Here is a 21,754-nt window from a genome sequence, read left to right on the forward strand (position 1 = left end):
TTTTCGTACTCTGAAGTTTACGGCGCAGGGGGTCAGTGCAATTCGGCAAAGTCACTCAGTACATCGTCGCGCAGGGCGATAAATCGGCTGTCACTGCGGTTGCGCGGGCGTGGCAGATCAATGTCGAGAATCCGCCGGATGCGACCGGGGTTGGGCTGCATGACCACCACGCGATCGCCCAGAAACACCGCTTCATCCACATCGTGGGTGACCAGGATCATGGTGATTTTTTCCTTGGCCCAGATGTTTTGCAGCTCGCCCTGCAGCCGCACACGGGTCAAGGCATCAAGGGCGCCGAGGGGTTCATCGAGCAACAGCACCCGCGGGCGATTGACCAGGCCACGGGCGATGGCCACGCGTTGCGCCATGCCGCCGGAGATCTGATGCGGGTAGGCATCGATAAAATCCTGCAGGCCGACCAGCTCGATATGTTCGCGCACGGTATCGCGCTTCGCCTTTGGGCTCAGTGGGGCGTTCTTCAGTGCTACCGCAACGTTCTGTTCAACGTTGAGCCAAGGGAATAGCCGGTGATCCTGGAACACGATGCCGCGCTCCAGGCCAGTGCCTTCGATGGGTTTGCCATCCAGCAGGATGCGTCCGTCGTATTCCTCGTCCAGGCCCAGAATCAGCCGCAGCAACGTGGATTTGCCGCAGCCACTGGCGCCGACGATGCTGATGAATTCGCCGGGGGCAATGTTGAGCTGGATATTGTCGAGCACGTGCAAGTGAGTCGAGCTACCCGGGCGAGAAGCAAAGCGCTTGCTGATGTGCTCCAGGGTCAGGCCGTTATTGAGCATGTTGCGATCCTTTTGAAAGTGCCAGTCAACGAGGCGCGATGCCATACAGGCGCTGCATCCGTCGCTCAAATACCCGTGCCAGTGCATTGAGGCACCAGCCCACCAGGCCGATCGCCACCATGCCGAACAACACCAGGTCCATCATGAAATGCTCACTGCCATCAATCAGCGTGTTGCCGATTCCCTCCCCCGATACCAGCAGGTATTCGGCGCCGATGGTCGCCAGCCAGGAGTAGACCAGCGCCAGGTACAGCCCGGTGAAGATCGACGGCAAGGCGGCGGGCAGCATGACCCCGACAATGGTTTGCCCGCGGGTGAAGCGGTACACCCGCGCCACTTCCAACAGGTTGGGCGGAACATTGCGCAATCCGTCGCAGGTGTTCACCACCACAGGCACCAGCGCCGCCAGCGACAGGAACACCACCTTGGCCACATCCCCGAGGCCAAACCACACCGAAATCAGCGGGATCCAGGCGAACAGCGAAATCTGCTTGAACGTATTGAAGCTCGGCCCGACCAGGCGCTCGAACACCCGCGACAAACCCAACAGGCACCCGAGCCCCAGGCCCAGCGCAGTGCCAATAAAAAAGCCGCTGAGGTTACGCGCCAGGCTGGCGCTGATCGCCCGCCAGAACTTGCCCGATGACAATTGCTCCCAGGCCGTGGCGGCGACTTTTTCCGGAGAAACCAGCAGGCCCGACTGGCTCCAGCCCTGGTTCGAGGCCAGCCACCACACGGCGATGGCCGCGAGGGGCAAGACCCAACCGCGATAGCGACGGCTTGCGCCACTGACAGCGAACGTTGTGCTCATGACAGTCGCCCCGCAGCAGTCGGACGACCGCGATTCAAGCGCCGCTCCAGGTAATCGAACGAACGGTCGATCAACAGCCCGATCGCCCCGACCACCACCACGGCCGCCATCACCAGATCCAGCTGAAACAGTTGCCGACCATAGACAATCAAGTAGCCCAGGCCCTCGCTCGAGGCCACCAGCTCAACCACCACCAGCGACAGCCAGGCTTTGGTAAAGCCCAGGCGCAAGCCGGTGAACAAGGTCGGAACGGCTGACGGCAAGACAATGAAAAGAACGCTTTGCCAGCGGCTGAAACCGTAAGCGCGGCCAGCTTCCAGCAGCCCTTTGGGTGCCTGATGAAATGCCTGCAACGTGCACAGCGTGATCGGCACCGTAGCCGCCTTGGCAATCAGCACATACTTGAGCGACTCACCGATGCCGAACAGCAGCAGGGCAAACGGCAGCCAGCCCAGTACCGGGATCTGCACCAAGGCGTTGAACGTGGGCAGCAGATAATCTTCTACGGTTTTCGACAACCCCATCGCCAGCCCCAACGCCACGCCGACACAAGCGCCCAGGGCGAACCCGACCACCACCCGCAGCAGGCTGGCGGATGCATTCAGCCAAAGGTCGCCGGAGGTGATCAGGTCCGACAGGGTCTGGTAAACGTAAGCCGGAGGCGGCAGCACCTGCTCTGACAACCAGCCGTGTTCAACCCCGATGTACCACAGCCCCAGCAAGAGCAGCGGTAGCAGCCAGGGCAAAGCGTGATCGCCGAGCGTCGTGGTCCAGGCTGTCGTACGCGCTACTTCGACTTTGCGAACCGGGCGAGTCGGCGCCGGAGGCAAGCGCTTGACGTTGTCTCTGGGTAACGCCGGCACCGCGTACGGTTCTGATGTAACAGTCTGTGCCCTGGCCATGTGCTTATCCCTCTTGTTGCTACAAAAAACAGTCGCGCCCCAGCTGGATCAGGCCGTTACTTACCGGTTGCCGCGGTGAGCGCATCGCCCGTCGGCTGTTTTCCATCCGGGCCGTAGGCCGTCCAGTAGCCCTCAAGTCCCTTGGCTTTGAGCGCGGTCTGCAAATAGCCGGGCTCGAACCAGCCATCGATACTGACGGGGCGGCGAATGAGTTTTTCTTTCTTGGCCTGCTCTGCCACCGCTTGATAGCGGCTCTGCAGGAAGTTATCGATCAGAGGCGAAGCCTTGTCCCGCAGGCTGACTCCGGCCAGGTCGGCACGCAGCGAGTCCACAGGCTCATTGCTCTTGGCCCACTCCGTGAGCACCGCCTCAAGATGGCTGTCCTCCGAGGTCCATTTCGCCGCCTCCACCAACGTGTCGACGACCTTTTGTACGTTGGCCGGGTGTTCTTTTTCATAGGCTCCGCGCACCACCAATGCCGTCTGACGGGTGTAGCGCACATCTTGGGTCGGGTTGTCGTAAACGATGTCGATCAGGCCTTTATCCCGCAGCTTGAACAGTTCGCGACCGCCGAAGGCGGCATCCACGCCATTGGAAACCAGGGCGGCCTGGGTGCTGCCGGTATCGAGGTTGATCACCTTGATATCGCGTTCGGTCAGGCCGTGTTCCGCCAGCAGGTTGATCGAGACCAAATGGCCGTTGGTGCCACGAAAAACCGCGACTTTTTTGCCTTTCAGGTCATCGATGCTCTTGATCTCGGAGCCCTTGGGCACGGCCAGATAAAGATTGGCGCGCACGCCCAATGCCGCCAGCAGTTTGGTATCCAGGCCATTGGAGCGCCCGACCACTGCGGGCAGATCGCCCTGGTAGGCAAAATCAAGCTGCTGATTGGACAAGGCTTCGTTCACCGCCGGGCCAGCCCCCTTGAAGAAAAACCATTGCACCTCGGTTCCGGTGCCGGCGAAGGCTTTTTCCAACAACTGCTGGTTACGCACGATGCCCAGAGACGAGCCGCTGAACGTGACCGGATCACCGCCGCCAGCCGTCGCGACACCGATGCGCAAGACATCGGCCTGGACTAAGGGTGCTGCCAGAACCGCCATCAGCACGGCGGCGATACGGCCTTTGCGAAACAGGGGCTTACTTTTGAATGAGGCCATATACACGTCTTCCTGGGTGCGATGAGGTTCGGTCTGTCAGGCCGCGAGGTGTTTTTTGTCAGCTTCGGTTTTCGGCGAGCGGGTGTCCGGGCTCGGCTTGAGCGCCTGGCTCCGGCGACCGTCCACGCCGACAGGCACATCGCCGTCAATGGTGGTGCGGCGTACGATGCGCTGGGCATCGCCGTAATCGTTGATCGCAATGTGCTGGGTGGCGCGGTTGTCCCAGATCACCACGTCACCTTCCTGCCAACGCCAGCGCACGGTGTTATCCACATGGGTAATACGGTCGTGGAACAGACGGATCAGTAGTTTTGAGTCGTTGTGGCTGACGCCCTGAATCTCTTTGACGAAGTGTCCCAACAGCAAACTTCTTTCACCCGACTCCGGGTGTACCCGAACTAAAGGATGTTCGGTTTCATACACGTGTGCGGTGAATTGTTCGCGATAACGTTTGAGCCCCGACTCATCGGTATTGCGCGGTGCTGCATAGTCATAAACATTGGTATGCAAAGCGCGCAAACTGTCGGCCAGTTGTTTTAGCGGCTCAGGCAAGTCGGCATACGCCGAGGCCGTATTGGCCCACACGGTATCGCCGCCATAAGGAGGAATAACCACCCCGCGCAAGATGGAAATCTTCGGGTAGTTGGCCACAAAGGTCACATCGGTATGCCAGGAGTTGGCCCGGGTTTCCTTGGCGTCCAGGTGCAGGATCGCGGTGCTCTGCTCGGCCGAACGTACCGTCGGATGAGGCACCTGGTCGCCAAAGCGCCGGGAGAAGGCTTCATGTTCGGCGTCATCCAGATGCTGATTACGAAAGAACAGGACCTTGTGTTTTAACAGTGCCTGGTTAATAAGTTCGAACGTTTCGGCACTGATATCCCCGCCCAGTTTTACGCCTTCAAGTTGTGCACCAATTCGACCCGCCACGGGTTTTACTTGAATAGTCATTGCCCCACTCCTGCCTCACGAGTTGTTGTGGACAGATCATAAAGGCATAAAAGCAGGGTCTACCAATCACTATTTAACATAAAGATATACGAGCAGCCTGATAGAACTAAGCCCTGACTTAGCTGAATAAATCGTTATCAATGTTCAGTTGTAAGCTCATAACTTTTAACCCGCGTGAACACGTTCACCGTCGAACGGTTCGATTGGTTAACGGGTGGCATGTGCCTTGCACCGTGGCAGTACGTTTTAATCGAAGGTGCAGCCCACATGAACGAACCCTGCGCAGGGCCCCTGGCCTGGGTCAACGGCAGCGATGCCCCGGAAAAATCAGCCATCAACCTCGGTTTTATGGCCCTGAGCGACTGCGCGTCAGTGGTGGTTGCGGCCACTCAAGGGTTCGCCCAACCCTTCGGCCTGACCCTTAACCTCAAGCGGCAGTCATCCTGGGCCAGCCTGCGGGACAATCTGGTCAGCGGCCAGCTCGATGCCGCCCATAGCCTCTACGGTCTGATTTATGCCGTGCACCTGGGGATTGGCGGCGTCGCCGCCACTGACATGGCGGTGTTGATGGGGCTGAATCAAAACGGCCAAAGCATCAACCTCTCCCACGGTTTGCAAGCCTGCGGCGTGACCTGTCCTGAGGCACTGGAACGGCATGTGCACCAAACTCGCTCAAAACTGACCTTTGCCCAGACATTCCCCACAGGCACCCACGCCATGTGGCTGTATTACTGGCTGGCCAGCCAGGGCATCCATCCGCTGCAGGATGTCGACAGCGTGGTGGTCCCGCCGCAACACATGGTGGCGCACCTGCACGCCGGGCGAATTGACGGTTTCTGCGTCGGCGAACCGTGGGCCGCGAGCGCGGTGAAACACAACATGGGCTTTACCTTGGCCACGTCCCAGGCGTTATGGCCAGACCACCCGGAAAAAGTCCTTGGCTGCACCCGCGCCTTCGTTGAGCAATACCCCAATACCGCCCGGGTGCTGGTGATGGCGATTCTGGAGGCCAGCCGCTTCATCGAGCAAAGCAGCGAAAACCGACGCAGCGCCGCGCAATTGCTCACGGCTCCCGAGTACCTGAATGCGCCGCTCGATTGCATCGAACCGCGCTTGCTCGGCAATTACACGGACGGCCTGGGTCATCAGTGGCAGGACCCGCATGCCCTGCGCTTTCATGGCGACGGCGAGGTCAATCTGCCATACGCGTCCGATGGCATGTGGTTCATGACCCAGTTCCGGCGCTGGGGCTTGCTGCGCGAAGACCCGGACTACCTCGGCGTTGCCCGGCAGGTCCAGCAACTGGCGCTCTACCGCGACGCCGCAAGCGCCGTCGGGGTCAACATCGGCACACACGACATGCGCAGCAGCCAGTTGATCGACGGCAAGGTCTGGGACGGCACTGACCCGGCCGCTTATGCCCGCAGTTTCGCGTTGCACGCCATGAGCGACAACGTGCCGCTCGTGGCCAGCCACTGACAGGAGCCTGCAAACATGTTGCGTATCCTGCTGATCAACGACACCGCCAGGAAAGTCGGGCGCCTCAAAGCCGCCCTGGTTGAAGCCGGCTTTGAGGTCATCGACGAATCCGGGCTGATCATCGACCTGCCCGCACGCGTCGAAACGGTGCGCCCGGACGTGATCCTGATCGATACCGAGTCACCGGGCCGTGATGTGATGGAGCAAGTGGTGCTGGTGTCACGCGACCAGCCGCGGCCCATCGTCATGTTCACCGACGAACATGATCCCGACGTGATGCGCCAGGCGATCAAGTCCGGGGTCAGCGCCTACATCGTCGAAGGGATTCATGCACAACGCCTGCAGCCGATCCTCGACGTGGCCATGGCGCGCTTTGAAAGCGACCAGGACCTGCGGGCACAACTGCACGCCCGCGACCTGCAACTGGCCGAGCGCAAGCGCATTGAACTGGCCAAAGGCATGTTGATGAAAATGAAGCGCTGTAACGAAGAAGAGGCTTACACCTTGATGCGACGCCAGGCCATGAGCCGCCAGCAAAAGCTGATTCAGGTCGCCGAACAGATCATCGCCATGAGCGAGTTGCTTGGTTGAGGCCGTAACCGCTGACCCGCAGAGCGCGGCTGCGTCCGATGGTACGAGGGCTGCGCTACTTGACTGGCAACCGCGTCTCTACAGCGTTTCCACGAACCTGGGTTATTCACCTGTTGGCACAGTTCTCGCTAAGTAACCGTCACCGGTAACCAACGGCGGTTGCCCCACCCACGACAAAGACGTCGCCCACCTCATTCGCACCTCGCGGATCAGGCTGCGGCGTTTTTTCGTTTTGGCCCCCTTGCCCGGGGCCGGTGGCGCGGCCGTCACGGCGCACCATCACAAGCTCATGACTCCTTCTCGAGATTTTTACAGCTGAGGTGCGCGATGAATTCAAGCTTCTGGAAATCCGGCCATACCCCGACGTTGTTCGCGGCCTTCCTCTATTTCGACCTGAGTTTTATGGTCTGGTATCTACTGGGCCCGCTGGGCGTACAGATCGCTGCCGATCTGCACCTGACGACTCAACAACGTGGGCTGGTGGTGGCCACGCCGATTCTGGCCGGGGCCATACTGCGTCTGGTCATGGGCCTGCTGGCTGATCGCCTGTCCCCGAAAACCGCCGGGCTGATCGGCCAGAGCATCGTCATCTGCGCGCTGTTCGTGGCCTGGAAGGTCGGGATTCACACCTACGAACACGCGTTGTTGCTGGGCCTGTTCCTGGGGATGGCCGGTGCGTCGTTTGCGGTGGCGTTGCCGCTGGCATCGCAATGGTATCCGCCGCAGCATCAAGGCAAAGCCATGGGCATCGCGGGGGCCGGCAACTCCGGTACGGTGTTCGCCGCCCTGCTGGCCCCGGTGCTGGCCGCGATGTATGGCTGGAGCAACGTGTTCGGCTTTGCCCTGATCCCGCTGATTCTGTGCATTGGCGTGTTCGCCTTTCTGGCGAAAAATGCACCCGAGCGGCCCAAAGCCAAATCCATGGGTGATTACTTCAAAGCCTTGGGCGACCGCGACAGTTGGTGGTTCATGTTCTTCTACAGCGTGACCTTCGGTGGCTTTATCGGCCTGGCCAGCGCCCTGCCCGGCTACTTCAACGACCAATACGGCTTGAGCCCGGTGACCGCCGGCTACTACACCGCCGCCTGTGTGTTTGGCGGCAGTCTGATGCGACCTTTGGGCGGAGCACTGGCCGATCGTTTCGGCGGAATCCGGACCTTGCTCGGCATGTACACCGTGGCCACCATCAGCATCGCAGCGGTCGGTTTCAACTTGCCCAGCTCTTACGCAGCACTGGCCCTGTTCGTCTGCACCATGCTCGGTTTGGGCGCAGGCAACGGCGCAGTGTTCCAACTGGTACCGCAGCGCTTTCGACGTGAAATCGGTGTCATGACCGGTTTGATCGGTATGGCCGGCGGTATCGGCGGCTTTGCCCTCGCGGCGGGCATGGGCGCGATCAAACAAAGCACGGGCAGCTATCAGTTGGCCTTGTGGCTGTTTGCCAGCCTCGGCGTCCTGGCGTGGTTTGGTCTGCACGGGGTCAAGCGCCGCTGGAGAACCACCTGGGGTTCGGCCGCCGTGACCGCCGCCCGGGTGTGAGCACGCAATGAGCCTGCAACTGAGCTTTGCCCAGGCCAGCGCTACGGGCCCTCGCGACGAGAATCAGGATGCGTTGCGCGGGGTCACGCCGGTCCCCGCGCTGGCAGCCAGCAAAGGGTATCTGTTCGCCATCGCCGATGGCGTGAGCCAATGCGCCGATGGTGGCTTGGCAGCGCGCTCGACCTTGCAGGCCCTGGCACTGGACTACTACGCCACGCCAGAAACCTGGAGTGTCGCGCAGGCCCTGGAGCGCTTGCTGCTCGCGCAGAATCGCTGGTTACAGGCCAACGGCGGCGGGCAACCGCTGCTGACCACGGTCAGTGCGCTGGTCCTGCGCGGCAGGCGCTTTACCCTCGCCCATGTCGGCGACTGCCGGGTCTATCGCTGGCAGGCCGATGCTTTGCAGCGGGTGAGCGAAGATCATGTCTGGGAACAACCGGGCATGCAGCATGTGCTCAAGCGGGCGCTGGGGCTCGACCAGCACGTGGTGCTGGACTTTCTCGACGGTGAGTTGCGCCAGGGCGAAACCTTTGTGCTGCTCAGCGATGGCGTATGGGCGGTGTTGGGCGATACGGCCATCGCGGCCATTGTGCGCGACCAGCCCGATCTTCAGAGCGCGGCACAGACGCTGGTCACCGCCGCGCACCTGGCCGGGAGCCAGGACAATGCCAGCGCGCTGCTGGTACGGGTCGACACCCTGGGCGAGACCAACATCGGCGATGCGCTGATCCAGCTGCAGCAATGGCCGCTGCCACCGACCCTTAAACCGGGGCAGTCCTTCGAAGGCTGGCAGGTTGAGCGCCTGCTGGGCCAAAGTCAGCAATCGCTGCTTTATCGGGTACACGATGGGCAACAACAGCCCTGGCTGCTGAAAACCCTGCCGGCCCACTTGCACGACCATCACCAGGCCGGGCAAGCGTTGCTCTCGGAGGAGTGGTTTCTCAAGCGCATGGCCGGGCGGCATTTTCCGGAGGTGCATGCCGCCAGTCAGCGCCAGCATTTGTACTACGTGATGCGTGAATACAGCGGCGCGACGCTGGAAGACCTGCACACCAAGGGCGGGCCGCTGCCGCTGGTGCAATGGCTGGACCTGGCCGAACGCCTGCTGCGGGCGGTGGGCCTGATGCATCGGCGGCAAATTCTGCACCGCGACATCAAGCCGCAAAACCTGCTGTTGGGTGACGACGGCGAGTTGCGCCTGCTGGATTTCGGCCTCGCCTGGTGCCCGGGGCTGTCTGAAGATCAGCCCTCGCTTCTGCCCGGTACCCCCAGTTTTATCGCCCCGGAAGCCTTTCGCGGCGAAAAGCCGACCCCTCAGCAAGACGTGTACGCCGTGGGGGTAACCTTGTATTTCCTGCTGACCGGGCATTATCCCTACGGTGAAATCGAAGCCTTCCAGCGTCCCCGCTTTGGCGTGCCGGTCAGCGCCAGTCGCTATCGACCCGACCTGCCGGAGTGGATTGCCCATGGCCTGGAGCGCGGCGTTGCAGCAGACCCGGCCCAGCGCTTTGAAACCGCCGAAGAATGGCTGCTGCAACTGGAACAGGGAGAACGCCAGAGCCTGAACATACGCCCCAGGCCCTTGCTGGAGCGCGAGCCGCTGAAGGTCTGGCGCACGGTGGCGCTGGTTTCGTTGCTGATCAACCTGACGCTGCTGTATTGGCTGCTTCACGCATGAAAAAGCGCTCACTCATCCCAGGCCGCTGCGCCGCCCCAATAACGGGCGCTGCGCGTTTAATCAGTGCACTGCATCTCACCTCAAAAAGTCCCTCCTTCCTGTAAACACGGGCTTCTGCCAACTTGGCACAACCACTGCATTAGCTGATTCATCAATCATAAAACCCGGCCCTCAACGACGAAGGCCGGTTTTCCCGAGAGAACGGGACAAGGACAAAGGTGTCCTCGCCAGGTAACTGGCGGGATGCCTTTTTTTGTTTGCGCATATTTGTCGAGCAAGGCCTGAATGCTCTGATGAGGCAGGCCCGAGCCCCGGAGGACCTGATGAAAAAACTAAAACTGGTGATGATCGGTAACGGCATGGCCGGGGTTCGGACCCTGGAAGAATTGCTCAAGCTGAGCAACGAGCTGTACGACATCACGGTCTTCGGTGCCGAACCTCACGCCAACTACAACCGCATCCTGCTCTCGCCTGTTCTGGCCGGTGAACACACCTTTGAAGAGATCGTGCTCAACGATCTGGAGTGGTACCGGGAAAACAACATCACGCTGCTGCTAAACCGCAAGGTGGTGCACATCGACCGGGTGAAGCGCCGGGTGATTGCCGAGGACGGCACGGAGGCCGAATACGATCGCCTGCTGATTGCCACCGGTTCGACCCCGTTCATGTTGCCGATCCCGGGCAACACGCTGGAGGGCGTGATCGGCTATCGCGACATTGCCGACACCCAGGCCATGATCGACATCGCCAGGACCCATCAGCATGCCGTGGTCATCGGTGGCGGGCTGCTCGGTCTGGAAGCCGCCAACGGCCTGATGCTGCGCGGTATGCACGTGACCGTGGTGCACAATGGTGAGTGGCTGCTGGAGCGGCAACTGGACAACACCAGTGGCCAGTTGCTGCAAACTGCACTCGAGGCCCGCGGTTTGCATTTTCGCCTGAGCGAACAAACCCAGGCCCTGCATGACGCCGGCAATGGCCGGGTCGGCTCAGTGCAATTCAAGAACGGCGACATCATCCCCGCCGACCTGGTTGTCATGGCGGCCGGCATCCGCCCCAACACCGAACTGGCGGAACGCTCCGGCCTGCCTTGCAGCCGCGGGATTCTGGTCAACGACACCCTGCAAACCTATGACCCGCGCATCTACGCCATCGGTGAATGCGCCAGCCACCGCGGCATCGCCTACGGCCTGGTTGCCCCGCTGTTCGAGCAAGCCAAAGTCTGCGCCAACCACCTCGCACAACTGGGCTTCGCGCGCTATCAAGGCTCAGTGACCTCGACCAAATTGAAAGTCACCGGCATCGACCTGTTCTCCGCCGGTGACTTTATGGGGGGCGAAGGCACCGAAACCATCACCCTTTCGGACCCGATTGGCGGGATCTACAAAAAGCTGGTGATCAAAGACGACGTTCTGGTCGGCGCCTGCCTGTATGGCGACACGGTCGACGGCGGTTGGTACTTCCGCCAGATCCGTGAGCACCACACCATTGGTGAAATCCGCGATCACCTGATGTTTGGTGAAAACATCATGGATGACGCGGGCCCTCAAGGTCCGAGTGAAGTCGAAGCCATCCCTGTGAACCAGCCGGGCCGAGTGCTGCTGGCTCTGCGGGATGCAAGCTGATGAACCGCCAGATCACGGCTTCCACCTGTTGCTATTGCGGGGTCGGCTGCGGCGTGCTGATCGAGCATGACGGCGAGCGCATTCTCGGCGTTAAAGGCGATCCGTCGCATCCGGCCAACTTCGGCAAACTCTGCAGCAAGGGCTCCACGCTGCACCTGACCGGCGACCTGCATGCCCGTGCGCTGTATCCACAACTGCGCCTGAGCAAAAACCTGGCGCGTGGCCGAACAGACTGGGACAGCGCCCTTGATCACGCCGCCAGCGTATTTGCCCGGACCATCGCCGAGCACGGGCCCGATAGCGTGGCGTTCTATATTTCCGGGCAATTGCTGACCGAGGACTACTACGCCTTCAACAAGTTGGCCCGGGCCGTGATTGGCACCAATAACATCGACAGCAATTCGCGGCTGTGCATGTCTTCGGCCGTGGTCGGCTATAAGCGCAGCCTGGGAGCCGATGCGCCACCATGCAGCTATGAGGATCTGGAACTGAGCGATTGCGTGATGATCGTCGGCAGCAACATGGCCTACGCTCACCCCGTTCTGTTTCGTCGACTGGAAGAAGCCAAAGCCCGTCGTCCTCACATGAAAATCATCGTGATCGACCCGCGCCGTACCGATACTTGCGATTTGGCTGATCTGCACCTGGCGATTCTTCCCGGCACAGATGTGGCCTTGTTTCACGGGATTTTGCACCTGCTGCTAAAGGAAGACTGGATTGACCGGGACTTTATCCAGGCCCACACCCAGGGCTTGCCCGAACTGAAACAACGGGTGCGCGATTACACCCCGTCGAGGGTGTCGCAACTGTGCGGCATCAGCGTCGAGCAATTGCAGCAGTGCGCCAAGTGGATCGGCACCTCGTCCGGTTTTCTTTCGCTGTGGTGCATGGGGCTGAACCAGTCCACCGCCGGCAGTGCGAAAAACAGCGCGCTGATCAATCTGCACCTGGCCACCGGGCAGATCGGCCGTCCAGGCGCCGGACCGTTCTCGCTCACCGGCCAGCCCAACGCCATGGGTGGGCGGGAAACCGGCAGCCTTTCCAATTTGTTGCCCGGCCACCGCGAGGCGGGCAATGCCGAGCATCGAGCAGAGGTCGCGGCCTACTGGGGCGTTGAGCAACTCCCGGACAATACCGGCCTCACCGCCATCGAGCTGTTTGAGCAGATGGCCAGCGGCAAGGTCAAGGCGGTATGGATTGCCTGTACCAATCCGGCGCAATCCTTGCCCGATCAGGTCGCCGTGCGCGCTGCACTGCAGGCCTGCCCGTTCGTGGTGTTGCAAGAGGCCTTTCACACCACCGAAACCGCCGCCTTCGCCGACCTGCTGTTGCCCGCCGCCAGCTGGGGCGAAAAAGACGGCACGGTGACCAATTCAGAGCGGCGTATTTCACACGTCCGCAAGGCCATTGCCGCACCGGGTGAAGCGCGTTCCGACTGGGCGATCACGGTTGATTTCGCACAACGCCTGGAAAAATACCTGCGCCCAGGCCACAGCAGCCTGTTTGCGTTTGAAACCGCCGCCCAAGTGTTCGATGAATACAAACACCTGACCCTCGGCCGTGATCTGGACTTGTCCGGCATCAGTCATGCCCTGCTAGATCGCATTGGTCCGCAACAATGGCCCTTCCCGGCCGGAGCCCGCGAAGGCACGGCGCGCCTGTACCTGGACGGCGTATTCCCTACGGCCAGCGGCCGGGCCAACTTCGTTGCCGACCCTTACCGCGCCGCCAAAGAACAACGCGATGCACACTTTCCGCTGACCCTGATCACTGGCCGCCTGCGCGACCAATGGCACGGCATGAGCCGCACCGGCACCGCCGCCCAACTGTTCGGCCATGTCAGCGAAGCCGTGCTGACCTTGCATCCGGATGAACTGCGCCGCCACCGCTTGCGGTCGGGTGACTTGATCCGCCTCAAAAGTCGGCGTGGCGCCATCATCCTTCCAGTCAGCAGCGACGACAGTGTGCGGCCGGGACAGGCATTCTTGCCCATGCACTGGGGCGACCGTTTTCTCAAGGGGGGCGTGAACAGCCTGACCTTGCCGGCCTTCGACCCGCTATCGAAACAACCCGAACTCAAACACAGCGGTGTCAGCCTGGAGCCGGTGTGTTTGCCCTGGCATTTGTTCGCGCTAATCGAAGGCAATGCTCAACAGAACTTCGAGACGTTGCGACCTCTGTGTGAAGGTTTTTCTTACGTCAGCCTCAGCCTTACCGGTCGTGACCGCCCCGCGCTGCTGATCCGCGCAGCCCATGTCAGCCCTCCGGATGCGCAACTCTTGCGTGATATTGACCAATGCCTGGGACTTAACCACGGGCCAGTGCTGGCCTATGACGATCCACAGCGTTCAATTGGCAAACGGGTGCGTCTCGAAGACGGCCGCATCACTGCGATTCGACTTGCCGGCGAAACCCTGGCCCGGCACTGGCTGCACAACCTGTGGCTGGAAGGGCGTGTCGATGAGCAATTGCGCCGCTGGCTATTGGCGCCACTGAGCGCGCCACCGGGCAACGGCAAGCCCCTGACCGGCGGCAACAACATCCTGTGCAACTGCAAGAACGTCAGCCTGGGCGCCGTGTGTGCCGCAATCGGCCAGGGGATGGACTTGCAGGCGTTAAAACACACCTTGGGCTGCGGGACGCAATGCGGCTCCTGCGTTCCGGAAATCAAACGCTTGCTGGCTGCCAACCCGCAGCCAGTCGCCGTCATCGCGTGAGGAAAACACAATGAGTGCAAAAGTCTGGCTGGTGGGCGCAGGCCCTGGTGATCCGGAACTGTTGACCCTCAAGGCTGTGCGGGCCCTGAAGGAAGCGCACGTGGTGATGATTGACGACCTGGTCAATGCCGCCGTGCTGGAGCATTGCCCCGATGCGCGAATCATTCGGGTCGGCAAGCGCGGTGGATGTCGCTCAACGCCCCAGGCATTCATTCATCGCCTGATGCTGCGTTACGCCCGGCATGGCAAATGCGTAGTGCGGCTCAAGGGCGGCGATCCGTGCATTTTCGGCCGTGGCGGTGAAGAGGCGCAGTGGCTGCGCGAGCGCGGTGTTGCCGTAGAGCTGGTCAACGGCATTACCGCCGGGCTGGCAGGCGCGACCCAATGCGATATCCCCCTGACCCTGCGCGGCGTTGCCCGAGGCGTGACACTGGTGACGGCACACACTCAGGATGACAGCCACGTGAACTGGCAAGCGCTGGCACAGAGCGGCACTACGCTGGTGGTGTACATGGGGGTGGCCAAACTGAATGAGATTCGCGAGCAGTTGATGGCGGGCGGTATGCCGAGCGATATGCCGGTTGCCATGATCGAAAATGCCTCACTGCCCCACCAGCGGGAATGCCGCAGCCATCTGGCCGCGATGGACAGCGATGCCGAGGTTTTCCAGTTGAAAAGCCCGGCCATTCTGGTGATCGGCCGCGTGGTGGCCGCTGCGGCTGCGTCTCATGAAAGCCAAGGCAGCGGCTACAGAATCCCCCAAAACCTGTAGCAGCGGTCGAGCGAAGCGAGGCCGCGTCCGGTCTTGCTCTCCACCCCCCCCTTTCGGCAGGCCGTACGCAGGGATAGGTACACCAGGCTTTACGACGGCTACGCCGCCGGACGCGGCCTCGCTCTTGATCCACCCGCCCCTTTCGCGAGGCGGAGTGGAGGTACGAAGGCTGCGGTACTTGACCGGCAACCGTGTATCTACAAGGGTCAGGTGATCGGCGCAGGGTTGAACAGGGTAATGTCGTTGTGCAATTTGTGCTGCTCAGCCCACGTGTGCTTTTTGCCGCTGGCGACGTCCAGGTAGTAGTGGAACAGCTCCCAGCCGAGGTCTTCGATTGAGGCTCGCCCGGTAGCGATTCGCCCGGCATCGATGTCGATCAGGTCCGGCCAGCGCTGAGCCAGCTCGGTGCGGGTCGAAACCTTGACCACCGGGGCCATCGCCAGGCCGTAAGGCGTGCCCCGCCCCGTGGTGAACACGTGCAGGTTCATTCCGGCCGCCAATTGCAACGTGCCGCAGACAAAGTCGCTGGCCGGTGTCGCGCAAAAAATCAGCCCTTTGCGCGTGAAGCGTTCGCCTGGACCCAGTACGCCATTGATCGCGCTGCTGCCGGATTTGACGATCGACCCCAAGGATTTTTCGACAATGTTCGACAGGCCGCCTTTCTTGTTGCCCGGCGTAGTATTGGCGCTGCGGTCCGCTTCGCCCTTGGCCAGGTAACGATCGTACCAGTCCATTTCCCGTACCAGTTCTTTGGCGACTGCCTCGGTTTCGGCACGGGACGTCAGCAGGTAAATTGCATCGCGCACTTCGGTGACTTCAGAAAACATCACTGTAGCCCCCGCCCGCAACAGCAGGTCCGAGGCATACCCCAGCGCCGGGTTGGCGGTTATCCCGGAAAACGCATCGCTGCCACCGCACTGCATGCCCAGAATCAGTTCCGACGCCGGTACGGTTTCTCGCCGGCGCTGATCAAGCTTCTTCAGACGCACTTCTGCCAAGGCCATGATCTGCTCGATCATCTCGGTGAAACCCTGGCTGGAATCCTGCAGGCGGTACAACCACGGCTCGCTCAAATCCACTGAGCTGTCGTTCTCGTGCATCACCTGCCCGGCCTGCAATTTCTCACAGCCCAGCCCGATGACCAGGGCTTCCCCCCCCAAGTTCGGGTTACGGGCCAGATTGCGCACCGTGCGAATCGGGATGTAGGCGTCGGTGGCGGTGATCGCCACGCCGCAGCCATAACTGTGGGTCAACGCCACCACATCATCGACATGTGGGTAGTGAGGCAGCAGTTCATCCTTGATGCGCTTGACCGCATGGTCCAGCACCCCGGTCACACACTGCACGGTGGTGGTGATACCCAGGATGTTGCGTGTACCGACCGTACCGTCGGCATTGCGATACCCCTCGAAGGTGTAGCCCTCCAGCGGCTCCGGCGGCTCCGGCACATCGGTGGACAACGGCAGGCTGTCCAGCGGCGGCGCGGTCGGCATGCGCAGTTGGTCTTCGTTGACCCAACTGCCACGCGGAATCGCCTGCAAGGCATAACCGATGGTCTGCCCGTAGCGAATCACCTGGCCGCCTTCGGCAATGTCGACCAGCGTGACTTTATGGCTCTGCGGTACAAAATCCACAGTGACCAGACCGCCTGCCAACTCGGTCCCGGCCGGCACGCCCTGGTCATTGACCACTACCGCAACGTTGTCCAGCGGGTGCAAACGAATCGAGCGCGGCGAATCGGAATGTTCAATCAAAGTCATGGCGCCGCTCCTCAGGTATGGGCAGGTGAAAGTTCGGTAACAGACGGACCGCTGGCGGGCGGTTCTTTGAGCACCACGCGTTTGATCGGACCGACGATCACCAGATAACTGAACACCGCCACCAGCGCGTTGCATCCCACAAACACCAGCGCCCATTTGAACGAACCGGTGGAGCTGATGATGTAGCCGATGACAATCGGGGTGGTGATCGAAGCGATGTTGCCAAACATGTTGAACAGGCCACCACTCAGACCGGCGATTTGTTTCGGGGAGGTGTCAGACACCACCGCCCAGCCCAACGCACCCACACCTTTACCGAAGAATGCCAGGGCCATAAAGCCGACCACCATCCACTCGATGTCCACGTAGTTGCAGGCCACGATACTGCTGGAAACCAGCAGGCCGGCGATGATCGGTGCCTTGCGGGCGAAGGTCAGCGAGTGGCCCTTGCGCAACAGATAGTCGGAAATCACGCCCCCCAGCACCCCTCCGATAAACCCGCAGATGGCGGGCAGTGAGGCAATGAAACCGGCCTTGAGGATGGTCATGCCACGCTCCTGCACCAGGTACACCGGGAACCAGGTCAGGAAGAAGTAAGTAATGCCGTTGATGCAGTACTGCCCCAGGTACACGCCCAGCATCATGCGGTTGGTGAGCAGTTGACGGATATAGTCCCATTTCGGGCCGTCGCTTTTTTTACCCTGGCCTTTGTCCTGGTCCATGTCGACCATGCCGCCGTTGTCAGCAATGTGCTTGAACTCGGCCTCGTTGATCATCGGATGCTGGCGCGGGCTGTAGATAACTTTCAGCCAGATCAGCGAGAACACAATGCCGATCATGCCCATGACGATGAACACGTGCTGCCAGCCAAAGCTGTAGACGATCCAGCCCATCAATGGGGCAAACAGTACCGTGGCGAAATATTGCGCCGAGTTGAAGATCGCAGACGCCGTACCGCGCTCCGCCGTCGGAAACCACGCCGCCACAATGCGCGCGTTACCAGGGAAGGATGGCGCTTCGGCCAGGCCGACCAAAAAGCGCAGCATGAACAGCGCAACCACCGCCGTCGACATACCGAACTCACCGACATAACCCTGCAGCACGGTGAACAGTGACCAGGTGAAGATACTCAGGGCGTAGACTTTTTTCGAACCGAAACGGTCGAGCAGCCAGCCGCCGGGAATTTGTCCGGCCACGTAGGCCCAGCCAAAGGCAGAGAAGATATAACCGAGGGTAACGGCGTCGATGCCGAGGTCTTTTTGCAGGCTGGAGCCTGCGATCGCGATGGTGGCACGGTCGGCATAGTTGATCGTGGTCACCAGAAAAAGCATGAGCAAAATCAAATAGCGGACGTGCGTTGGCTTGGTCGCTTGCATGTGAACAACTCCCACTGATTATTTTTATGCGCGGGTGAAACTGTCGTGCTCCCTGCAGGCACAAGCGTGCTCGTGCCTGCAGGGTGTTGCGTTATGAGCCGACGTAGGCCGTTTTGACGACCGTGTAGAACTCTTGCGCGTAGCGACCTTGCTCGCGGGATCCATAAGAGGACCCTTTACGCCCACCAAATGGCACGTGGTAATCCACGCCCGCCGTTGGCAGGTTGACCATGACCATCCCGGCCTGGGAGTGACGCTTGAAGTGGTTGGCATATTTCAACGATGTGGTGGCAATACCCGCAGACAGGCCGAACTCGGTGTCATTGGCCATTGCCAGTGCCGCATCGTAATCTGCCACGCGTACGATATTGGCCACCGGGCCGAAAATTTCTTCCCGGCTGATGCGCATCGATGCTTCGCTGTCGGCAAACAGGGTGGGCGCCAGGAAGTAACCCTCGGTGTCGCACGTCACCACGGCACCGCCACTGACCAGGCGAGCGCCTTCGGATTGCCCGATGTCGATGTAGCTCAAATCCTGCTCAAGCTGAGCGCGGGACACCACAGGCCCGATATCAGTACCGGCGCTCAAGGCGTGACCGACCTTGATCGACTGCATGCGCTCGGCCATGGCCGCGACGAACCGGTCATGAATACCGGCGGTGACGATAAAGCGGCTGGAGGCCGTGCAACGCTGTCCCGTGGAGTAGAACGCACTCTGCACCGACAACTCGACCGCTTGTTTGAGGTCGGCATCATCGAGAATGACCTGCGGGTTTTTACCGCCCATTTCCAGCTGGACTTTGGCCTGGCGGGAAACACAACTGACGGCAATCTGGCGACCCACGCCCACCGAGCCGGTGAAGCTGATGCCGTCGATTTTCGGGCTCTGCACCAATGCATCGCCCACCACACGGCCGCTGCCCATCACCAGGTTGAAAACACCGGCCGGGAAGCCAGCACGGGAAATGATTTCAGCCAGTGCCCAGGCGCAACCCGGCACCAGATCGGCCGGCTTGAGCACCACGCAGTTACCGTAGGCCAGCGCCGGGGCGATCTTCCACGCCGGGATGGCAATCGGGAAATTCCACGGTGTGATCAAACCGACAACACCCAGTGCTTCCCGGGTGACTTCAACATGAACGCCCGGACGTACAGACGGCAGGTAGTCACCGGACAGGCGCAAGCATTCACCGGCAAAAAACTTGAAGATGTTGCCGGCACGGGTCACCTCGCCGATGGCCTCAGGCAAGGTCTTGCCCTCTTCCCGGGCCAGCAGCGTGCCGAGTTCGTCACGACGGGCAAGGATCTCGCTGCCGACTTTATCCAGCGCATCGTGTCGCGCCTGAATGCCCGAGGTCGACCAGGCCGGAAACGCATCACGGGCCGCATCGATTGCGGCGTGAACCTGAGCCAGGTCGGCCTTGGCATATTCGCCGATCACATCCGACAGATCGGACGGATTGATGTTGGCCGAATAATCGGCACCGGCGATCCATTGGCCGCCAATGTAGTTATCAAATCGTTGGGTAGCAGACACGGTAGGCTTCCTTAAACGCAAAAAGCCGCTGATTTCTCAGCGGCCTTGGGCAATTGTTTACTGTGGACCTTGCTTGTCGATCAAGGCCGCCAGTGCTTCGTATTCTTCTGGCAACAGGTCGGTCAGCGGGGTGCGCACAGGGCCTGCGCTGTAACCGGAAATGGTGGCACCCGCCTTGACGATGCTCACGGCATAACCTGCCTTGCGGTTACGGATGTCCAGATACGGCAGGAAGAAGTCGTCGATGATCTTGCCTACGGTGGCGTGATCTTCACGGGCTACGGCGTGGTAGAAATCCATCGCGGTTTTCGGGATGAAGTTAAACACCGCCGAAGAGTAAACCGGAACACCCAGCGCCTTGTAAGCGGCCGCATAGACTTCTGCGGTCGGCAGGCCGCCGAGGTAGCTCAAACGATCGCCAAGGCGGCGGCGGATCGAAACCATCAGTTCGATATCCCCCAGGCCGTCCTTGTAACCGATCAGGTTCGGGCAGCGCTCAGCCAGACGTTCCAGCAGCGGCGCGGTCAAACGGCAGACGTTGCGGTTGTAGATAATCACGCCGATCTTGACCGAGTTGCACACGGCTTCAACGTGAGCGGCTACGCCGTCCTGGCTGGCTTCAGTCAGGTAATGCGGCAGCAGCAACAGACCCTTGGCACCCAGACGCTCGGCTTCTTGAGCGTATTCGATCGCCTGACGGGTCGAACCGCCTACACCGGCAAGAATCGGCACGCTGTTGGCGCAGGTATCGACAGCGGTTTTGATCACTTGCGAATATTCGCTGGCTGCCAGGGAGAAGAACTCGCCGGTGCCGCCTGCTGCGAACAAGGCCGAGGCGCCATACGGAGCCAGCCATTCCAGGCGCTTGATGTAACCCTCACGGTGAAAATCACCTTGGGCATTAAAATCGGTCACCGGAAAGGAAAGCAGGCCGGAAGAGAGGATGGACTTCAGTTCTTGTGGATTCATTATTCGAACACCCTGGGAGCTTGTAGTGATGAAAAAAACGGCAGCGGTTGGCTGTGTCGTACGTCATCGTACAACTTAAAAAAGTATCGTCAATCCCATTTCTTCAAATCGCGGGCAAAAGCGGGCTTTACCTGATCACTAAAAGTCAGATAAAGCCTTGGCTACAGGGGTTTCAGGAAGTATCGCGGACTAGAAAATATTTTTAATGACAGTGATACGTTGTCGGAGAACAGGCGAGATCAAGTCTCGCCAGAGGGATATTCAACCGCGTTGCGCTTGTGCCTCTTCATGGGCATGGCGCAGGCGCTCACGGCTGTTGGTCAGGTGCAGGCGCATGGCCGCGCGTGCAGCGTCGGCATCCTGACGGGCAATGGCTTCGTAGATTTCTTCATGTTCGCGGTTCAGGCGCGTCATGTAGTGCTGTTGGTCATCGTGGGCCAGGCGCGCCGAATTGAGCCGGGTACGCGGAATGATGCTGGTGCCCAGGTGGGTCATGATGTCCGTGAAGTAGCGGTTACCGGTCGACAGCGCGATCTGCAGGTGAAACTGAAAATCCGAGGCCACCGCATCGCCCTCACGGGCAGTACTGTCGTTCAAGGCATCCAGCGCCGCCCGCATGCCCGCCAGTTGTTCGGCGCTGCGCCGTTGCGCGGCCAGCCCGGCCGACTCGACTTCAAGGCTGATGCGCAGCTCCAGAATCGCCAGCACATCGCGCAACGTCACCACGGTGGCCGGGTCGATGCGAAAGCCACTGGGGCTTGGCGTGTCCAGCACGAAAGTACCGATGCCGTGCCGGGTCTCGACCTGCCCTGCCGCCTGCAGCCGGGAAATCGCTTCACGCACCACCGTGCGGCTGACGCCATGGGCCGCCATGATCGCAGACTCGGTGGGCAATTTATCGCCTCGCTTGAGCAAGCCATCGCGGATCTGCTCGGACAGTACCGTCACCAACTCTTGCGCAAGGCTGCGGCGTTTGCGAGGAAGGCGCGGGACGTCGATCTGGTTTTCCATGGTGAACATTTATCTCGGATTCAAGGGATTACGGGGTGGCACAGGCCTGTATCATAGCTTAAGGCGGTTGTACGATCACATG

The 21,754-nt window shown here is 60.7% G+C and carries 16 protein-coding genes and 1 pseudogene; 7 read left to right on the forward strand and 10 right to left on the reverse strand.

The window, feature by feature from the left end; genetic code table 11:
- Positions 1-32 precede the first annotated feature (32 nt).
- From DQN55_RS19110 to DQN55_RS19130, 5 genes are read right to left on the reverse strand one after another with little or no spacing between them, the layout of a single operon-like run.
- Entirely contained in the window at positions 33-797 is a 765-nt protein-coding gene (locus DQN55_RS19110; protein ID WP_048383769.1) for an ABC transporter ATP-binding protein, read from the reverse strand.
- Positions 798-822: 25 nt separating this feature from the next.
- On the reverse strand, positions 823-1,608 hold the full coding sequence (locus tag DQN55_RS19115; RefSeq protein ID WP_048383546.1) for an ABC transporter permease: 786 nt from the start codon (positions 1,606-1,608) through the stop codon (positions 823-825).
- Entirely contained in the window at positions 1,605-2,510 is a 906-nt protein-coding gene (locus tag DQN55_RS19120; protein ID WP_048383544.1) for an ABC transporter permease, read from the reverse strand. Before DQN55_RS19120 ends, DQN55_RS19115 begins: the two co-directional genes overlap by 4 nt.
- A 56-nt stretch (positions 2,511-2,566) precedes the next feature.
- Positions 2,567-3,670: an ABC transporter substrate-binding protein gene (locus DQN55_RS19125; protein ID WP_082150778.1), complete on the reverse strand. Its 1,104-nt coding sequence runs from the start codon at positions 3,668-3,670 to the stop codon at positions 2,567-2,569.
- 36 nt (positions 3,671-3,706) lie between these two features.
- The gene (locus DQN55_RS19130; protein ID WP_048383542.1) at positions 3,707-4,618 is read right to left on the reverse strand and encodes a TauD/TfdA dioxygenase family protein; all 912 of its coding nucleotides are present in this window, start codon (positions 4,616-4,618) and stop codon (positions 3,707-3,709) included.
- Positions 4,619-4,885: 267 nt separating this feature from the next.
- On the opposite strand from DQN55_RS19130, the gene DQN55_RS19135 reads away from it, so the two are divergent.
- The 7 genes and pseudogenes from DQN55_RS19135 (at position 4,886) to cobA (ending at position 15,019) form a co-directional block, all read left to right on the forward strand.
- Entirely contained in the window at positions 4,886-6,097 is a 1,212-nt protein-coding gene (locus tag DQN55_RS19135; protein WP_048383540.1) for a CmpA/NrtA family ABC transporter substrate-binding protein, read from the forward strand.
- Positions 6,098-6,112: 15 nt separating this feature from the next.
- On the forward strand, positions 6,113-6,688 hold the full coding sequence (locus DQN55_RS19140) for an ANTAR domain-containing response regulator (protein ID WP_048383538.1): 576 nt from the start codon (positions 6,113-6,115) through the stop codon (positions 6,686-6,688).
- Positions 6,689-7,015: 327 nt separating this feature from the next.
- Positions 7,016-8,227, forward strand: a complete 1,212-nt coding sequence (locus DQN55_RS19145; protein ID WP_048383536.1) for a nitrate/nitrite transporter — start codon at positions 7,016-7,018, stop codon at positions 8,225-8,227.
- Between the two features lie 7 nt (positions 8,228-8,234).
- The gene (locus tag DQN55_RS19150; protein WP_048383534.1) at positions 8,235-9,905 is read left to right on the forward strand and encodes a bifunctional protein-serine/threonine kinase/phosphatase; all 1,671 of its coding nucleotides are present in this window, start codon (positions 8,235-8,237) and stop codon (positions 9,903-9,905) included.
- Positions 9,906-10,228: 323 nt separating this feature from the next.
- Positions 10,229-11,482 (forward strand): annotated as a pseudogene (locus DQN55_RS19155) (NAD(P)/FAD-dependent oxidoreductase); the annotation flags it as partial.
- A 47-nt stretch (positions 11,483-11,529) separates the two neighbouring features.
- Positions 11,530-14,247: a nitrate reductase gene (locus tag DQN55_RS19160; RefSeq protein ID WP_048383532.1), complete on the forward strand. Its 2,718-nt coding sequence runs from the start codon at positions 11,530-11,532 to the stop codon at positions 14,245-14,247.
- 10 nt (positions 14,248-14,257) lie between these two features.
- A complete protein-coding gene (gene cobA, locus DQN55_RS19165; protein ID WP_048383530.1) occupies positions 14,258-15,019 on the forward strand; it encodes a uroporphyrinogen-III C-methyltransferase in 762 nt (253 codons plus the stop codon).
- A gap of 206 nt (positions 15,020-15,225) precedes the next feature.
- On the opposite strand, the gene garD is transcribed toward cobA, so the two are convergent.
- The 5 genes from garD to DQN55_RS19190 all read right to left on the reverse strand — a co-directional run bounded on the left by garD (position 15,226) and on the right by DQN55_RS19190 (position 21,672).
- The gene (gene garD / locus DQN55_RS19170; RefSeq protein ID WP_048383529.1) at positions 15,226-16,779 is read right to left on the reverse strand and encodes a galactarate dehydratase; all 1,554 of its coding nucleotides are present in this window, start codon (positions 16,777-16,779) and stop codon (positions 15,226-15,228) included.
- Between the two features lie 11 nt (positions 16,780-16,790).
- Positions 16,791-18,155: an MFS transporter gene (locus DQN55_RS19175; protein ID WP_048383527.1), complete on the reverse strand. Its 1,365-nt coding sequence runs from the start codon at positions 18,153-18,155 to the stop codon at positions 16,791-16,793.
- A 91-nt stretch (positions 18,156-18,246) separates the two neighbouring features.
- Positions 18,247-19,692 carry an aldehyde dehydrogenase family protein gene (locus DQN55_RS19180; protein WP_048383525.1) on the reverse strand — a complete coding sequence of 482 codons (1,446 nt, stop codon included), beginning with the start codon at positions 19,690-19,692 and terminating at the stop codon, positions 18,247-18,249.
- Positions 19,693-19,749: 57 nt separating this feature from the next.
- Positions 19,750-20,661: a 5-dehydro-4-deoxyglucarate dehydratase gene (gene kdgD / locus DQN55_RS19185; RefSeq protein ID WP_048383523.1), complete on the reverse strand. Its 912-nt coding sequence runs from the start codon at positions 20,659-20,661 to the stop codon at positions 19,750-19,752.
- A gap of 261 nt (positions 20,662-20,922) precedes the next feature.
- On the reverse strand, positions 20,923-21,672 hold the full coding sequence (locus DQN55_RS19190; RefSeq protein ID WP_074703001.1) for a FadR/GntR family transcriptional regulator: 750 nt from the start codon (positions 21,670-21,672) through the stop codon (positions 20,923-20,925).
- Positions 21,673-21,754 lie beyond the last annotated feature (82 nt).

It is taken from the genome of Pseudomonas taetrolens (assembly GCF_900475285.1).
Classification (GTDB): domain Bacteria; phylum Pseudomonadota; class Gammaproteobacteria; order Pseudomonadales; family Pseudomonadaceae; genus Aquipseudomonas; species Aquipseudomonas taetrolens.

Bases quoted from the DNA above. Each gene is read 5' to 3' on its own strand.
- DQN55_RS19110 (WP_048383769.1), bottom strand. From the start codon at position 797: ATGCTCAATAACGGCCTGACCCTGGAGCACATCAGCAAGCGCTTTGCT.
- DQN55_RS19115 (WP_048383546.1), bottom strand. From the start codon at position 1,608: ATGAGCACAACGTTCGCTGTCAGTGGCGCAAGCCGTCGCTATCGCGGT.
- DQN55_RS19120 (WP_048383544.1), bottom strand. From the start codon at position 2,510: ATGGCCAGGGCACAGACTGTTACATCAGAACCGTACGCGGTGCCGGCG.
- DQN55_RS19125 (WP_082150778.1), bottom strand. From the start codon at position 3,670: ATGGCCTCATTCAAAAGTAAGCCCCTGTTTCGCAAAGGCCGTATCGCC.
- DQN55_RS19130 (WP_048383542.1), bottom strand. From the start codon at position 4,618: ATGACTATTCAAGTAAAACCCGTGGCGGGTCGAATTGGTGCACAACTT.
- DQN55_RS19135 (WP_048383540.1), top strand. From the start codon at position 4,886: ATGAACGAACCCTGCGCAGGGCCCCTGGCCTGGGTCAACGGCAGCGAT.
- DQN55_RS19140 (WP_048383538.1), top strand. From the start codon at position 6,113: ATGTTGCGTATCCTGCTGATCAACGACACCGCCAGGAAAGTCGGGCGC.
- DQN55_RS19145 (WP_048383536.1), top strand. From the start codon at position 7,016: ATGAATTCAAGCTTCTGGAAATCCGGCCATACCCCGACGTTGTTCGCG.
- DQN55_RS19150 (WP_048383534.1), top strand. From the start codon at position 8,235: ATGAGCCTGCAACTGAGCTTTGCCCAGGCCAGCGCTACGGGCCCTCGC.
- DQN55_RS19160 (WP_048383532.1), top strand. From the start codon at position 11,530: ATGAACCGCCAGATCACGGCTTCCACCTGTTGCTATTGCGGGGTCGGC.
- cobA (WP_048383530.1), top strand. From the start codon at position 14,258: ATGAGTGCAAAAGTCTGGCTGGTGGGCGCAGGCCCTGGTGATCCGGAA.
- garD (WP_048383529.1), bottom strand. From the start codon at position 16,779: ATGACTTTGATTGAACATTCCGATTCGCCGCGCTCGATTCGTTTGCAC.
- DQN55_RS19175 (WP_048383527.1), bottom strand. From the start codon at position 18,155: ATGCAAGCGACCAAGCCAACGCACGTCCGCTATTTGATTTTGCTCATG.
- kdgD (WP_048383523.1), bottom strand. From the start codon at position 20,661: ATGAATCCACAAGAACTGAAGTCCATCCTCTCTTCCGGCCTGCTTTCC.
- DQN55_RS19190 (WP_074703001.1), bottom strand. From the start codon at position 21,672: ATGGAAAACCAGATCGACGTCCCGCGCCTTCCTCGCAAACGCCGCAGC.